The sequence below is a fragment of the Nocardioides koreensis genome (genome assembly GCF_039531775.1).
Taxonomy (GTDB): Bacteria; Actinomycetota; Actinomycetes; order Propionibacteriales; family Nocardioidaceae; genus Nocardioides; species Nocardioides koreensis.
Genome location: NZ_BAAAQR010000016.1, coordinates 30,403 through 45,434, shown reverse-complemented (window position 1 = coordinate 45,434; position 15,032 = coordinate 30,403). Strand labels below are relative to the sequence as shown.

The window sequence follows — 15,032 nt, the reverse complement described above, 5'->3', positions numbered from 1 at the left end:
GGCATGGTCGGTCGTATCCCCGTCATGAATGTCATGCCCGTCGTCGATCTCGGTCGTCAGCCGGCCAAGGCGACCGTCGACGAGCCGTTCCCGGTCTCGGCGACCGTCTTCCGGGAGGGCCACGACAAGCTCGGCGCCGAGGTGGTCCTGACCGGTCCCGACGGCCGGCGCCGCCCCCCGGTCCGCATGGTCAAGCACCCCGAGGTCCCCGACCGGTACGACGCGTGGGTCACCCCCGACGCGCTCGGTGCGTGGACGTTCGAGGTGCAGGCCTGGTCCGACCCGCTGGCGACCTGGGAGCACGCCGCCGGCCTCAAGATCCCCGCCGGCGTGGACGTCGAGCTCATGTTCACCGAGGGCCGGCTGCTGCTCGAGCGGGTCCGCGAGGGCCTCGACAAGTCCGACCGGCACGGGCACGGCATCCTCGAGGGCGCCATCGACGCGGCCTCCGACACGCAGCGTCCGGTCGGCGCCCGCCTCGCGGCGCTCCAGGCCCCCGAGCTCGTCGCGCTGCTCGAGGCCAACCCGTTGCGGGAGCTGGTCACCGTCGAGGGCCCCTACCCGGCGTACGCCGACCGCACCCGGGCGCTGTACGGCAGCTGGTACGAGTTCTTCCCGCGGTCCGAGGGCGCCACCCGGGACCCCGAGACCGGCAGGGTCACCAGCGGCAACTTCGAGACCGCCGCCAAGCGCCTCGACGCCGTGGCCGCGATGGGCTTCGACGTCATCTACCTGCCACCGATCCACCCGATCGGCGAGGTCAACCGCAAGGGCCCGAACAACACGCTCACCCCGGGCCCGGACGACACCGGGTCGCCGTGGGCCATCGGGTCGAAGCACGGCGGCCACGACGCGATCCACCCCGACCTGGGCAGCTTCGAGGACTTCGACGCCTTCGTCGCGCACGCCCGGGACCTCGGCCTCGAGGTGGCGATCGACCTGGCCCTCCAGGCCGCGCCGGACCACCCGTGGGTGACCAGCCACCCCGAGTGGTTCACCACCCGCGCCGACGGCACCATCGCCTACGCGGAGAACCCTCCGAAGAAGTACCAGGACATCTACCCGGTCAACTTCGACAACGACCCGATCGGCATCTGCCGCGAGGTGCTCCGCGTGGTGCGGCTGTGGATGTCCCACGGCGTGCGGATCTTCCGGGTCGACAACCCGCACACGAAGCCGGTGGCCTTCTGGGAGTGGCTGCTCAAGGAGATCCGGCGCACCGACCCCGACGTGCTGTTCCTCTCCGAGGCCTTCACCCGGCCGGCGATGATGCACGGCCTCGGCGCGATCGGCTTCCACCAGTCCTACACGTACTTCACCTGGCGCAACGCCAAGTGGGAGCTCGAGGAGTACCTCCGCGAGCTGTCCACGGAGTCCGACCACCTGATGCGGCCGAACTTCTTCGTCAACACCCCCGACATCCTGCACGCCTACCTGCAGTACGGCGGCCCGGCGGCGTTCAAGATCCGCGCCGCCATCGCCGCCACGGGGTCACCGAGCTGGGGCGTGTACGCGGGCTTCGAGCTCTTCGAGCACGTGGCGGTCAAGCCGGGCAGCGAGGAGTACCTCGACTCGGAGAAGTACCAGATCCGCCTCCGGGACTGGGACGCCGCCGAGCGTGAGGGCCGCACCCTCGCGCCGTACCTCACCCGCCTCAACGAGATCCGCCGCGCGCACCCGTCGCTACAGCTGCTGCGCAACGTGCACGTGCACCACAGCGACGACGAGAACATCCTGGTGTTCAGCAAGCGCGCGAGCAGCACGACCGGCGGCGAGGACGACATCGTGCTCGTGGTCGTCAACGTCGACCCGCACGCCACCCGCGAGACCATGGTCCACCTCGACCTCCCCGCCCTCGGCCTGTCGTGGGGTGACTCCTTCGTCGTCCACGACGAGATCACCCACGAGGACTGGAGCTGGGGCCAGCACAACTACGTGCGGCTCGACCCGTCGCACGAACCCGCGCACATCCTGACTGTGAGGAGCCCCCGTTGACGGACGTCTCGAGCGAGGTCGCGACGACCTCGGCCCACGAGGTGGTGACGACCGGCGACCCGGAGGCGGACCCGTTCCCCGACAACGTCGGCAGCACGCCCGACTGGTTCAAGACCGCGGTCTTCTACGAGGTGCTGGTGCGGTCCTTCCGGGACTCCAACGGCGACGGGACCGGTGACTTCAAGGGCCTCACCGAGAAGCTGGACTACCTCCAGTGGCTCGGCGTGGACTGCCTGTGGATCCCACCGTTCTTCACCTCACCGCTGCGCGACGGCGGGTACGACGTGGCGGACTACACGAACATCCTCCCCGAGTGCGGCACGGTCGAGGACTTCCACCACTTCCTCGACGAGGCGCACAAGCGCGACATCCGCGTGATCATCGACTTCGTCATGAACCACACCAGTGACCAGCACCCGTGGTTCCAGGCCAGTCGGGAGGATCCCGACGGGCCGTTCGGCGACTTCTACGTGTGGTCCGACACCGACGAGCTCTACCAGGACGCGCGGATCATCTTCGTCGACACCGAGCCGTCGAACTGGACCTGGGACCCGGTACGCCAGCAGTACTACTGGCACCGGTTCTTCTCGCACCAGCCCGACCTCAACTTCGACAACCCGCGGGTCCACGATGCCATGCTGGACGCGATCTCGTTCTGGTTCGACATGGGCCTCGACGGCTTCCGCCTCGACGCCGTGCCGTACCTGTACGAGCGTCCCGGCACCAACGGCGAGAACCTGCCCGAGACGCACGAGTTCCTCAGGAAGGTCCGCAAGTTCGTCGACGACCAGTACCCCGGCAAGGTACTGCTCGCCGAGGCCAACCAGTGGCCCTCCGACGTCGTGGACTACTTCGGCGACTTCGAGTCCGGTGGCGACGAGTGCCACATGTGCTTCCACTTCCCGGTGATGCCGCGCATCTTCATGGCCGTCCGGCGCGAGTCGCGGTTCCCGATCTCGGAGATCCTGGAGCAGACCCCGCCGATCCCGCACGGCTGCCAGTGGGGCATCTTCCTGCGCAACCACGACGAGCTCACGCTCGAGATGGTGAGCGACGAGGACCGCGACTACATGTGGGGCGAGTACGCCAAGGACCCCCGCATGAAGGCCAACATCGGCATCCGCAGGCGGCTGGCGCCGCTGCTCGACAACGACATCAACCAGATCGAGCTGTTCACGGCCCTGCTGCTGTCGCTGCCCGGCTCCCCCGTCCTCTACTACGGCGACGAGATCGGGATGGGCGACAACATCTGGCTCGGTGACCGCGACGGCGTGCGCACGCCGATGCAGTGGACGCCCGACCGAAACGCGGGCTTCTCCTCGGCGACCCCGGGCAAGCTGCACCTGCCGGCGATCCAGGACCCGGTCTACGGCTACCAGAGCGTGAACGTCGAGGCGCAGCTGGAGAACTCCTCCTCGCTGCTGCACTGGACCCGGCGCATGATCCAGGCACGACGCCGTCACCAGGCCTTCGGTCTCGGCTCGTTCGTCGACCTCGGCGGCTCGAACCCCACGGTGCTGTCCTACGCCCGCGAGCACGAGGGCGACGACGGCCGGCGCGACGTGATCGTGTGCGTGAACAACCTCTCCCGCTTCCCGCAGCCGGTCGAGCTCGACCTGCGCCGCTGGGAGCGCATGGTCCCGGTCGAGCTGCTCGGTGGGGTCCCGTTCCCGGCGATCGGCGAGCTGCCGTATCTCCTCACGCTGGGTGGGTACGGCTTCTACTGGTTCCGCCTGACCGCGCCCGACACCGACGAGGGGATCACCCAGTGACCGACCCGCTCGAGCTCCTCCAGCCGTTCATCGAGCAGTCGCGGTGGTTCGGCGGCAAGGGGCGTGCGTTCACGCTCACCGGCGTCCGCCGGCTCGGGGAGGTGCCCGGGCACGTGGCTGACGGCCCCCGCGTCGCCATCGACCTGGCCACGCTGGCCTACGAGGACGGCGGCGAGGACGAGTACTACCAGGTGCCGCTGGCCTTCTACCCCGAGCCGCAGGCGCGCCTCGAGCACGCCTACATCGGCGAGTGGGCCGACGGCGACTTCGGCACCAGCCACGTCTACGACGCGGTCCACGACCGGGAGGCGATGGCGTGCTGGCTGCGCTCGTTCGCTGCCCCGCCGGAGGGCCTGGCCCTGTCGTTCCACCGGCTGCCCGGGCACGAGCTGGACGTGGAGGCGCACTCGACGCTCTTCACCGGGGAGCAGTCGAACTCGTCGGTCGCCTTCGGCGAGGACTCGCTGCTCAAGGTCTTCCGCAAGATCACCCCCGGCGTGAACCCCGACATCGCGATCCACGACGTGCTGACCCGCGCCGGCTCGGAGCACGTCGCCGCGCTCTACGGGTGGCTGCAGTGCCCGGCCCTGCGCCAGGAGGGCGAGAACGGCGACGCCGTGCTCCAGCTGGCGATGCTCCAGCAGTTCCTGCGCACCGCCACCGACGGCTGGGACCTCGCCCTGGCCAGCGTCCGCAACCTCTTCGCCGAGGCCGACCTGCACGCCGACGAGGTCGGCGGCGACTTCGCCGGGGAGGCCGCCCGGCTCGGGGAGGCACTGGCCGAGACCCATCACACCCTGGCCGACCACTTCCCCGTCGAGGAGCGCGCCTCGGACGACCTGGGCGCCCTGGCGGCCGCGATGAACCGGCGGCTCGACGCCGCGCTGGACGTGGTGCCCGACCTCGCGGCACACGCCGACGAGCTGCGACACGTCTACGCCGCGCTGAGCGGCCTGCCCGGCGTACGCGTGCAGCGGATCCACGGCGACCTCCACCTGGGGCAGACCCTGCGCACGGTGCGGGGCTGGAAGATCGTCGACTTCGAGGGTGAGCCCGCCAAGCCGCTGTCCGAGCGGGCGCTGCCCGACTCCCCCTGGCGCGACGTCGCCGGGATGCTGCGGTCCTTCGACTACGCGCCCCGGGTGGTGGAGCGCACCTGGGGCGAGGACCAGGAGGGTGCGATCGAGCAGCGCGCCTACCGCGCCGCCGAGTGGTCGACCCGCAACCGGGACGCCTTCCTGGCCGCGTACGCCGGCCGCGACCTGACGCCCGAGGAGCGGACCCTGCTCGAGGCGTACGTCGCGGACAAGGCCGTCTACGAGACCGTGTACGAAACACGCAACCGTCCGACGTGGGTGGGGATCCCGCTCGCGGCCGTGGCGAGGATCGGAGTGTCATGACCAGCACACCCACCGTCAAGCCCGTACCTGTCGAGGAGCTCGACCAGGTCGTCCGTGGCGAGCACGGACACCCGCACGCCGTCCTGGGGGCGCACCCCCACGAGGGCGGGGTCACGGTGCGGGTCCTCAAGCCGCTCGCGTCCCGGGTGGTCGTCCTGCACGACGGGGCCGAGACCGAGCTCCGGCACGAGCACGAGGGCATCTGGGTCGGCGTCCTCGCCGTCACCGAGGTCCCCGACTACCGGGTCTCGGTCGCCTACGGCGGCGAGGCGACCGTCATCGACGACCCGTACCGGTTCCTGCCCACGCTGGGCGAGGTCGACCTGCACCTGATCAACGAGGGCCGGCACGAGCAGCTCTGGGACGTCCTCGGTGCCCACGTCCACCGCTACGAGACCCCGCTGGGCGAGACGATCAGCGGCACGTCGTTCGCCGTGTGGGCGCCCTCGGCCCGCGGGGTGCGGATCAAGGCGTCCTTCAACAGCTGGGACGGCCGCGAGCACCCGATGCGCCAGCTCGGCACGTCCGGTGTCTGGGAGCTGTTCGTCCCCGGTGTCGGCAACGGCACCGGCTACAAGTTCCTGATCCTCGGCACCGACGGCCAGTGGCGCGAGAAGGCCGACCCGATGGCCTTCCACACCGAGGTGCCGCCGGCCACGTCGTCGGTGGTCTTCGAGTCGTCCTACAGCTGGGGCGACGACGAGTGGATGACCTCCCGGGCCGGCCGGCAGCCGGTCAACGAGGCGATGTCGGTCTACGAGGTCCACCTCGGCTCGTGGAAGAAGCACCACGGCGGCGGTCTCTACTCGTACGCCGACCTCGCCGACCACCTGGTCCCCTACGTCACCGACCTCGGCTTCACCCACGTCGAGTTCATGCCGGTGATGGAGCATCCGTTCGGTGGCTCGTGGGGCTACCAGGTCACGTCGTACTTCGCCCCGACCGCGCGCTTCGGCGACCCCGACGGGTTCCGGTACCTCGTGGACCGCCTCCACCAGGCCGGGATCGGCGTGATCGTCGACTGGGTCCCCGCGCACTTCCCCAAGGACGAGTTCGCGCTCTCCCGCTTCGACGGAACGCCCCTCTACGAGGACCCGAACCCGTCGCGCGGCGAGCACCCGGACTGGGGCACCTACGTCTTCAACTTCGGCCGCCGCGAGGTGCGGAACTTCCTGGTCGCCAACGCGCTCTACTGGCTCGAGGAGTTCCACATCGACGGGCTGCGCGTGGACGCGGTCGCCTCGATGCTCTACCTCGACTACTCCCGGGAGCCGGGCGAGTGGACGCCCAACGTGCACGGCGGTCGGGAGAACCTCGAGGCCGTGCAGTTCCTCCAGGAGATGAACGGCACGGTCTACAAGCGGGTGCCGGGCGCGATCACCATCGCCGAGGAGTCCACGTCCTGGGAGGGTGTCACCCGCCCCACCTCGGAGGGCGGCCTGGGCTTCGGCTTCAAGTGGAACATGGGCTGGATGCACGACTCGCTGGGCTACATGCAGCACGAGCCGGTGCACCGCTCCTACCACCACGGCGAGATGACCTTCTCGCTCGTCTACGCCTGGTCGGAGAACTACGTGCTGCCGATCAGCCACGACGAGGTCGTGCACGGCAAGGGCTCGCTGCTGCGCAAGATGCCGGGCGACCGGTGGCAGCAGCTGGCCAACCTGCGCGCCTACCTCGGCTTCATGTGGGCACACCCCGGCAAGCAGCTGCTGTTCATGGGCGCCGAGATGGGTCAGGAGTCGGAGTGGGCCGAGGCCCGCGAGCTCGACTGGTGGCTGCTCGACCACCCCGAGCACCGGGGCGTCCAGTCGCTGGTGCGCGACCTCAACCGGGTCTACGCCGGCACCCCGGCCGCTTGGACGCGTGACAACGACCCGGGCACCTTCCAGTGGATCGACGCCAACGACGCCGGACGCAACGTGTTCTCCTTCATCCGGCGCGGCGGCACCGGTCCTGGCGCCACCTCCGATCCGGCCACCTCCGATCTCGCCACCCCCGATCTGGTCTGCGTGGCCAACTTCGCCGCCGTCCCGCACGAGGGCTACCGGCTCGGGCTGCCGCAGGCGGGCGTGTGGGACGAGGTCCTCAACACAGACGCCGAGTCCTACACCGGCTCCGGGGTCGGCAACATGGGCGCGGTCACCGCGGTCGAGGGCGACTGGTCCGGCCAGCCGGCGCACGCCGACATCGTGGTGCCGCCGCTGGCCACGGTGTGGTTCAGGCGCCGCGACTAGGGTTGTTGCGTGTCCGAGCAGCCCACCACCGTGTCCACCGTCGCCCTCGGGATCGCGCGTATCGAGTGGGTCCCCGAGCTGCACGACGAGGGGCTCTCCGCAGCCGTCGACGTCGTACGCCGTGAGGTCGAGGCCGCGCTCGTCGCGCACCCGCGGGTGGAGGCCCTGGTCGCGCCCGAGGACGAGCTGGCCCAACGGGTGGCCACCTGGTCCGGGCTGCGCCGCGAGGGGGTGATGCGCGGGGTAACCGTGGACGGCGAGACCGTCGACCGGATCGTCTACGCACGGCTGGCCACCGACGCGCCCGCCCACGAGCCCGACGGGTTCCGGGCACTGCTCAACTCGTTCCTCCCCCGCAAGCGCGCGATCAGCCAGATGCTGATCCGTGACTCCGACGCGCGTGTCCTCCTGTGCCAGCTGACCTACAAGCAGGACTGGGACCTGCCCGGTGGTGTGGTCGAGGTGGGTGAGTCCCCGCAGCTCGCCGTGGCCCGCGAGGTCGAGGAGGAGCTGGGCCTCGAGCTCGAGGCGGGAGCCCTCCTGCTCACCGACTGGCTGCCGCCGTGGGGTGGCTGGGACGACGCGCTGTGCCTGGTCTTCGACGGCGGCACCCACGAGACCGCGATCCTCGAACGGGTGGTCAAGCAGACCCGGGAGATCCGGGCCGCCGAGTTCTGCACGCCGGAGCAGGTCGAGAAGCGCTGCGCGGACTTCACGGCGCGGCGCGTCCGCGCTGCTCTGGACCAGCTCGGCCGGGGCGGCGGCGCCGCGTCGGCGTACACCGAATCCGGGATCTGAACCCCGCTGGGCCCTGCCCATCGGGGGCGAAACGGGGTACAGATGCCCTGTGACCACCTATGTCTACGACTTCGCACAGGGGAACAAGGACCAGAAGGACCTGCTCGGCGGCAAGGGTGCCAACCTCGCCGAGATGACCAACCTCGGTCTGCCGGTCCCGCCCGGGTTCACGATCACCACCGAGGCCTGCCGTGCCTTCCTCGAGCACGGCAGCGAGCCCGGCGACCTGGCCGCGGAGGTGAGCAAGCACCTGGCCCGCCTCGAGGAGGCGATGGGACGACGCCTCGGTGACCCGACCGACCCGTTGCTGGTGTCCGTGCGGTCCGGGGCGAAGCACTCGATGCCCGGGATGATGGACACCGTCCTCAACATCGGGCTGAACGACGAGTCCGTGCACGGCCTGGCCTCGCAGAGCGACGACGAGCGCTTCGCGATGGACTCCTACCGCCGGCTGCTGCAGATGTTCGGCGCGACGGTGCTGGGCATCGAGGACGAGGTGTTCTCGACCGAGCTGGACGAGCTGAAGCGGCGCAAGGACACCACCGCCGACCTCGACCTGGACGTCGACGACCTGCGCGAGCTGGTCTCGGCGTTCAAGAAGGCCATCGAGGAGCACGCCGGCCGGCCGTTCCCCCAGGACCCCCGCGAGCAGATGGACCTCGCGGTCCGCGCGGTGTTCGACTCCTGGAACACCCCCCGCGCGGTGCTCTACCGCCGCCAGGAGCAGATCGCCGAGGACGGTGGCACCGCGGTCAACATCCAGGCGATGGTGTTCGGCAACCGCGGGATGACCTCGGGGTCGGGCGTCGCGTTCACCCGGGACCCCGCCTCCGGTGCGCAGGGGGTGTACGGCGACTACCTGCAGAACGCGCAGGGGGAGGACGTCGTGGCCGGCATCCGCAACACCGTGTCGCTGGCCGACCTCGGCGAGATCGACCAGAAGTCCCACGACGAGCTCCTCGGGATCATGCAGACCCTCGAGGAGCACTACCGCGACATGTGCGACATCGAGTTCACCATCGAGCTCGGCAAGCTGTGGATGCTGCAGACCCGCGTCGGCAAGCGGACCCCCGAGGCGGCGTTCCGGATCGCGGCGGACATGGTCGGGGAGGGCCTCATCGACCTCGACGAGGCCCTCGGCCGGGTCAACGGGGCCCAGCTGGCCCAGCTGATGTTCCCGCGGTTCGACGAGAGCGCCGAGCGCACCCTGCTGGCGCGGGGCATGAACGCCTCGCCCGGCGCGGCGGTCGGCAAGGCGGTCTTCGACTGGGCGACCGCCGTCGAGTGGGCCGACCGCGGCGAGGACGTGATCCTGGTCCGCAAGGAGACCAGCCCCGACGACCTCCACGGCATGGTGGTCGCCAAGGGCATCCTGACCAGTCGGGGCGGCAAGACCTCGCACGCCGCGGTGGTGGCCCGAGGCATGGGCCGCACCTGCGTCTGCGGCGCCGAGGCGCTCGACGTCGACGTCCGGGAGGCACGGTTCACCGTCCGTGACGGCAAGACCATCCACGAGGGCGACGTCATCTCCATCGACGGGACCACCGGCGAGGTGTTCGACGGTGCCGTGCCGGTGGCCGCGTCGCACGTGGTGCAGTACTTCGAGGGCCAGCAGGTGGACGACCCCGCGGTCAGCGCGGTCGCCCGGCTGATGGAGCACGCGGACTCCAAGCGCCGGCTGCTGGTCCGCACCAACGCGGACACCGCGGAGGACGCCGCCCGGGCCCGCCGCTTCGGCGCCCAGGGCATCGGCCTGTGCCGCACCGAGCACATGTTCCTCGGCGAGCGTCGCGAGCTGGTGGAGAACCTGATCGTGGCCGACGACGAGGCGGGCCAGCGCAAGGCGCTCGACGCCCTGCTCCCCCTCCAGCGGCAGGACTTCATCGAGATCCTCGAGGCGATGGACGGGCTCCCGGTGACGATCCGGCTGATCGACCCGCCGCTGCACGAGTTCCTGCCCGACTTCACCGAGCTGTCCGTCGCGATGGCGCTGGCGGACACCCGCGGGCACCGCAAGAAGCGGCAGCGCAAGCTGCTCGAGGCCGTCCGGAGGCTGCACGAGCAGAACCCGATGCTCGGCCTGCGCGGCGTGCGGCTCGGCATCGTCATCCCCGGCCTGTTCACGATGCAGGCGCGCGCGATCCTCGAGGCCGCGGCGGCACGGGTCAGGGACGGCGGTGACCCGCACCCGGAGATCATGATCCCCCTGGTCGCCTCGGTCCGGGAGCTGGAGATCGTCAAGCAACGCATCGTCGACGTGGCCCGCGAGGTGCGCGACGAGACCGGCGTCGACCTGTCGTTCAGCATCGGCACGATGATCGAGCTGCCGCGGGCCGCGCTCACCGCCGACAAGATCGCGGCGGCCGCCGAGTTCTTCTCGTTCGGCACCAACGACCTCACGCAGATGACCTGGGGCTTCTCGCGCGACGACGTCGAGGCGGCGTTCTTCGGCGCCTACCTGGACCAGGGAATCTTCCCGGTGTCGCCGTTCGAGTCCCTCGACACCGAGGGGGTCGGGTCACTCGTGCGCACCGCCGCGGCGCGGGGACGGGAGGCACGACCCGACCTTCACCTCGGGATCTGCGGCGAGCACGGCGGTGACCCCGCGTCGATCCACTTCTTCGACGAGGTGGGGCTGGACTACGTCTCCTGCTCGCCGTTCCGGGTGCCGGTCGCCCGCCTCGAGGCCGGCCGCTCTTCCGTGGGAGGTGACTGACGGCCGCGCCCGGGCGCTGGGCCGCAGGGCGACCAGCACCCCGGCCACCAGGACGAGCCCGCCGAGCGTCTCGGCCGCGTTCGGGTGCTGGCCGAGGAGGAGCCAGGCCGAGGCCATCGCGACCACCGGGGCGAGCAGCACCCAGGGCACGACTGCGGAGGACGGGTTGCGGGACAGCAGCGAGTTGAAGATGCCGTAGCCCACGAGCGAGGCCAGTCCCGCGGTGTACAGCGTCGAGACCGCGGCCTGCCACGAGAACGACGCGAGCGCCGAGGAGACCGCCTGCGGCCCGTCCAGTGCCAGGGACAGACCCAGCAGCGGCACCGGGACGACCAGGGCCGACCACACCGTCAACGAGAGACCGCCCGCCACGCCCGAGGCCCGGGAGACGACGTTGCCGATCCCCCACGACAGCGCCCCCAGCAGGCACAGGACCAGCGCCGCCGCGCTGACGTGACCGCCGCGCCCGGCCGCCACGACGACGAGCCCTGCCGAACCGAGGACGATGCCGACCAGCTGGGCTGCGGTAGGACGCTCGCGGAGGACGCCGGCCGCGATCAGCACCGTGAAGATCACCTGGGCCTGGAGCACCAGCGCGGCCAGGCCCGGCGGCATGCCCGCGGCCATCGAGACGTAGAGGAACCCGAACTGCCCGAGCGACATGAACGCCCCGACCGCGGCGACCACCCGCCAGGGCGCGGCCGGCCGCGGCACGAGCAGCACCGCGGGGAGGAGGACCGCCGTGAACCGCACCGCCGCGAACAGCAGCGGTGGCACCCCGCGCATTCCCCAGTCGATGACGACGAAGTTGAAGCCCCAGATCGCCGCCACCGCGGCCGCCAGCATCGAGTCCCGTCGGTTCACGCCGTCCAGCGTGCCGGACCATGACCATGCAGCACCAGCGAACGATCATGCACTGATCCATGTAGCATCACTGCATGATCGATCTGCCGGCGCTCGCCTCGCTGCGGGCCGTCGCCACGCACGGCTCGGTGGTCGGGGCCGCCGAGGCCCTCGGCTTCACCCCCAGCGCGGTGTCCCAGCAGGTCAAGCGCCTGGAGCGGCAGACCGGGGTGCCGCTGCTCGAGCGCGTCGGCCGCGGCGTCATGCTCACCCGGCACGGCCGGCACCTCGTCGACGCCGGGTCGCGCCTGCTGACCGACCTCGAGGAGGTCGAAGCGGGCCTGCACCTGCAGGCCGGCGCGGTCGCCGGCCGACTGCGGCTGACCGCCTTCTCGACGGCGATGCGCGGCCTGGTGGCCCCCGTCGTACGCCGTCTCCGCGACGAGCACCCCGCCCTCACCCTGGCGCTCACCGAGCGCGAGCCCTGGGACACCATCGACCTCGTCGCCTCCGGCCAGACCGACATCGGCGTGGTGCACAGCTGGGGCGACGTCTCGCTGGCGACCCCGGACCACCTCGCCACCACTCCCCTGGCCAGCGACGTCGCGGACGTGGTCGTCCCGCTCGACCACGCACTCGCCGGTCGCGCCCGCGTCAGCCCGCGCGACCTGGTCGACGAGGACTGGATCGCCACCCCCGAGGGCACCATCTGCCGCCAGTGGCTGACCCGCATGTACGACGGCACCGGCCGCCTGCCCCGCATCGCGCACACCTCGATGGAGTTCGACTCGCACCTCGCGCTGGTGCGGGCAGGACTCGGCATCGCCCTGGTGCCACGCCTGGGCCGTCAGCCCCTCGGCGACGAGCTGGTCGCCCTGCGCGCGCACGACCCGGTGCCGACCCGCGACATCGTCGCCGTGCACCGGCGCTCGATGACGGACTCCCCCGCCGTCAGCGCCGTGCTGGCCGCCCTGGCGCGCTGAGAAGGGACATCCTCCCGCGTTGATCGAACGTTCGATCAACGCGAAGAGGTGATGGCCTCACTCCCCGTCAGAACAACGCGGACGCCAGGTTCTGCCGGCCGCGCAGCACGCGCGGGTCGTCGTTGCCGACGGCGCCGAAGAGGCCGAGCAGGTGCTCACGGGCCTGGTTGCGCTCGTCCCCGGAGCTGCGGCGCACCAGCTCGACCAGTCGGTTGAACGCGTCGTCGACGTGGCCCCCCAGCATGTCGAGGTCGGCGACCATGGTCTGGGCGTCGACGTCGTCGGGGTTGGCCGCCGCGGCCTCGCGTGCCTTCTGGAGGTCGACGCCCTGGGTGCGCTGGAGCACCTGGGCCATCGCCAGCCCGGCCGCGGCCTCGGCGTCGGCGGGGTTGGCGTCGACGAGCTTCTGGTACTCCTCGACCGCGCGGTCGATGTCCCCGTCGCCGAGCGCCTCCTGGGCGGCGGCGTAGCGCGGGTCGACCTCCTCCTCCTCGCCCTCTGCGGCCGCCTCGGTCGGCGCCCCCGTGCGCGGCTGGTGACGTCCGGTGATCCCCTGCGTGGTCAGCTGCTGCATGACCTGGGTCAGCGCCGTGCGCAGCTCCTCGAGCGGCAGCACGTCCTGCAGCAGCGGGGCCGGGCGGCCGTCGATGACCGCGACGACGAGCGGGATCGAGGGGATCTGCATCGCCTGCGCGATGGCCGGCGCGGCGTCGATGTCGACGAGGCCGGCCAGGAAGCGCCCCTCGAACTCCGCGGACACCGTCAGCAGGTCGTCGGCGAGCTGTCCGCTCTCGGGCATCCGGGTGCGCGAGTAGAACACCAGGATCACCGGCGCGGTCATCGACGCCTCGATGGTCGCCTGGAAGTTCTGCTCCGAGATGTCCACGGCGTACGGCGACCCCGAGGCGTCGCGGGAATCCTCCGCGGACGCGCCTCCGGCCGCGGCGCCCGCGGGACCGGTGGGTGCACCACCGGACGCCGGCGCTGCCGGGCGCTTGAGGGCAGAGAGGTCGATCGCTCCGGGACGGCTGAACGGCTGCTGCGTCATGCGGCCAATCCTAGAGAGCGCCGGCCAGCCCGAGAGCCGCGGCCTCTTCCCAGAGCTCCTCGCGCACGCTGGGGTGGGCGGCGTTCTCGATGATCTGCCGCGCCTGCTCCCGCTGGTCGCGGCCGAAGACCTCCGCGGTCCCCTGCTCGGTGACGATCGCGCTCATCTGGAAGGAGGTCACCGGTTCGTCCACCAGCGGCACCACCGTCGAGCAGTCCGCCTTGGGGTGCCAGGACCTCAGCGCGATCAGTGCCTGACCGCCGACGCTGTGCAGCGCGCCCACGATGAAGTCCGTCTGTCCGCCGAAGCCGGAGTGGATGCGGGCCCGGATCCGCGAGGCGTTGGCCTGGCCGAACAGGTCGACCTGGAGCGCGGTGTTGACGCTGACCATGGCCCGGTTGGCCGCGATCCGGGCCGGGTCGTTGGTCACCTCGGTGCGGACCATCTCCACCCGCTCGTTGCCGTCGACCCACGCGAGGAGCTCGGGCGACCCGAACAGGAACGACGAGCGGATCGGCACCTCCCGGTCGAGCGCGCCGGCCCGCTCCAGCGCGAGCACGCTGTCCGAGAACATCTCGGTCCAGATCCGCAGGCCGCGGCGGCCCACCAGCCCGTGCATGGTCGCGTCGGGCACCGCACCGATGCCGGCCTGCAACGTGGCTCCGTCGGCGACCCGCGCCGCGACCAGGCTGCCGATCCGTGCGGACTTCTCGTCGATGGCGGCGACCGGGGCGTGCGCCGGCGGCTCGTCCGCCTCCACCATCACGTCCACGTCGTCGACGTCGAGCAGCGCGTCGCCGAAGGTCCACGGCATCTGCCGGTTCACCTGGGCGACGACCCGCCCGCCGCGGCGTCGTGCCGCGTCCAGTGCGGCCGGCAGCACGTTGACCTCGGTGCCGAGCGAGACCCGACCGTCCCGCGGTGGCGTGGTGTGCACCAGGACCAGGTCGGGGACCAGGGAGGTCTCGAACAGCCTCGGCACCAGGGACAGCCGCGAGGGCACGTAGCTCAGCCGCGGGCTGCGCCGCATCCCCGGTCCCACGAACGACGTCTCGAGGACGACCCCGTCCCGGTCCGGCAGCCCGTGCTGCCCGTTGAGCGCCCAGAGCCGGTACGACGGCAGCGCCGCGTCGAGCAGTGCGAGGGCGTGCCACGGCGTCGCGTGGTTGCCGGACACCACGACGCGCGGATCAGGGGGCAGTCCGGCCAGCAGCCCGGCGAGGTTCACCCCGCGATTGGA

General features: G+C 71.2%; 9 protein-coding genes and 1 pseudogene. 7 read left to right on the top strand and 3 right to left on the bottom strand.

Annotated features, from left to right (window positions below; genetic code table 11):
- Positions 1 to 24: 24 nt before the first annotated feature.
- Genes ABD268_RS20735 through ppdK form a run of 6 tightly spaced genes read left to right on the top strand, consistent with a single transcriptional unit; the run spans position 25 to position 10,918 of the window.
- The gene (locus ABD268_RS20735) at positions 25 to 1,995 is read left to right on the top strand and encodes an alpha-1,4-glucan--maltose-1-phosphate maltosyltransferase (RefSeq protein WP_425573770.1); all 1,971 of its coding nucleotides are present in this window, start codon (positions 25 to 27) and stop codon (positions 1,993 to 1,995) included.
- 41 nt (positions 1,996 to 2,036) lie between these two features.
- Positions 2,037 to 3,767 carry a maltose alpha-D-glucosyltransferase gene (treS, locus tag ABD268_RS20730; protein WP_425573776.1) on the top strand — a complete coding sequence of 577 codons (1,731 nt, stop codon included), beginning with the start codon at positions 2,037 to 2,039 and terminating at the stop codon, positions 3,765 to 3,767.
- A complete protein-coding gene (locus tag ABD268_RS20725; RefSeq protein ID WP_344157088.1) occupies positions 3,764 to 5,167 on the top strand; it encodes a maltokinase N-terminal cap-like domain-containing protein in 1,404 nt (467 codons plus the stop codon). The genes treS and ABD268_RS20725 overlap by 4 nt, the downstream gene beginning before the upstream one ends.
- On the top strand, positions 5,164 to 7,404 hold the full coding sequence (gene glgB, locus ABD268_RS20720; protein ID WP_344157085.1) for a 1,4-alpha-glucan branching protein GlgB: 2,241 nt from the start codon (positions 5,164 to 5,166) through the stop codon (positions 7,402 to 7,404). The genes ABD268_RS20725 and glgB overlap by 4 nt, the downstream gene beginning before the upstream one ends.
- A gap of 9 nt (positions 7,405 to 7,413) precedes the next feature.
- Positions 7,414 to 8,202, top strand: a complete 789-nt coding sequence (locus tag ABD268_RS20715; RefSeq protein ID WP_344157082.1) for an NUDIX hydrolase — start codon at positions 7,414 to 7,416, stop codon at positions 8,200 to 8,202.
- 49 nt (positions 8,203 to 8,251) lie between these two features.
- Positions 8,252 to 10,918: a pyruvate, phosphate dikinase gene (ppdK, locus tag ABD268_RS20710; protein WP_344157079.1), complete on the top strand. Its 2,667-nt coding sequence runs from the start codon at positions 8,252 to 8,254 to the stop codon at positions 10,916 to 10,918.
- 36 nt (positions 10,919 to 10,954) lie between these two features.
- On the opposite strand, the pseudogene ABD268_RS20705 reads toward ppdK, so the two are convergent.
- Positions 10,955 to 11,764, bottom strand: a pseudogene (locus ABD268_RS20705) (EamA family transporter); the annotation flags it as partial.
- A 92-nt stretch (positions 11,765 to 11,856) separates the two neighbouring features.
- Here ABD268_RS20705 and ABD268_RS20700 point away from each other — a divergent pair.
- Positions 11,857 to 12,744, top strand: coding sequence for a LysR family transcriptional regulator (locus ABD268_RS20700; RefSeq protein ID WP_344157076.1), 888 nt, complete (start codon positions 11,857 to 11,859; stop codon positions 12,742 to 12,744).
- 67 nt (positions 12,745 to 12,811) lie between these two features.
- Here ABD268_RS20700 and ABD268_RS20695 read toward each other — a convergent pair whose 3' ends face one another.
- Together ABD268_RS20695 and ABD268_RS20690 are read right to left on the bottom strand one after the other, a co-directional pair.
- Entirely contained in the window at positions 12,812 to 13,792 is a 981-nt protein-coding gene (locus ABD268_RS20695; RefSeq protein ID WP_344157072.1) for a co-chaperone YbbN, read from the bottom strand.
- A 10-nt stretch (positions 13,793 to 13,802) separates the two neighbouring features.
- The gene (locus ABD268_RS20690) at positions 13,803 to 15,020 is read right to left on the bottom strand and encodes an acetyl-CoA hydrolase/transferase family protein (RefSeq protein WP_344157069.1); all 1,218 of its coding nucleotides are present in this window, start codon (positions 15,018 to 15,020) and stop codon (positions 13,803 to 13,805) included.
- Positions 15,021 to 15,032: the final 12 nt, after the last annotated feature.

Coding starts and splice junctions, on each gene's coding strand:
- ABD268_RS20735 (WP_425573770.1), top strand. CDS start 25: ATGAATGTCATGCCCGTCGTCGATCTCGGTCGTCAGCCGGCCAAGGCG.
- ABD268_RS20700 (WP_344157076.1), top strand. CDS start 11,857: ATGATCGATCTGCCGGCGCTCGCCTCGCTGCGGGCCGTCGCCACGCAC.
- ABD268_RS20695 (WP_344157072.1), bottom strand. CDS start 13,792: ATGACGCAGCAGCCGTTCAGCCGTCCCGGAGCGATCGACCTCTCTGCC.
- glgB (WP_344157085.1), top strand. CDS start 5,164: ATGACCAGCACACCCACCGTCAAGCCCGTACCTGTCGAGGAGCTCGAC.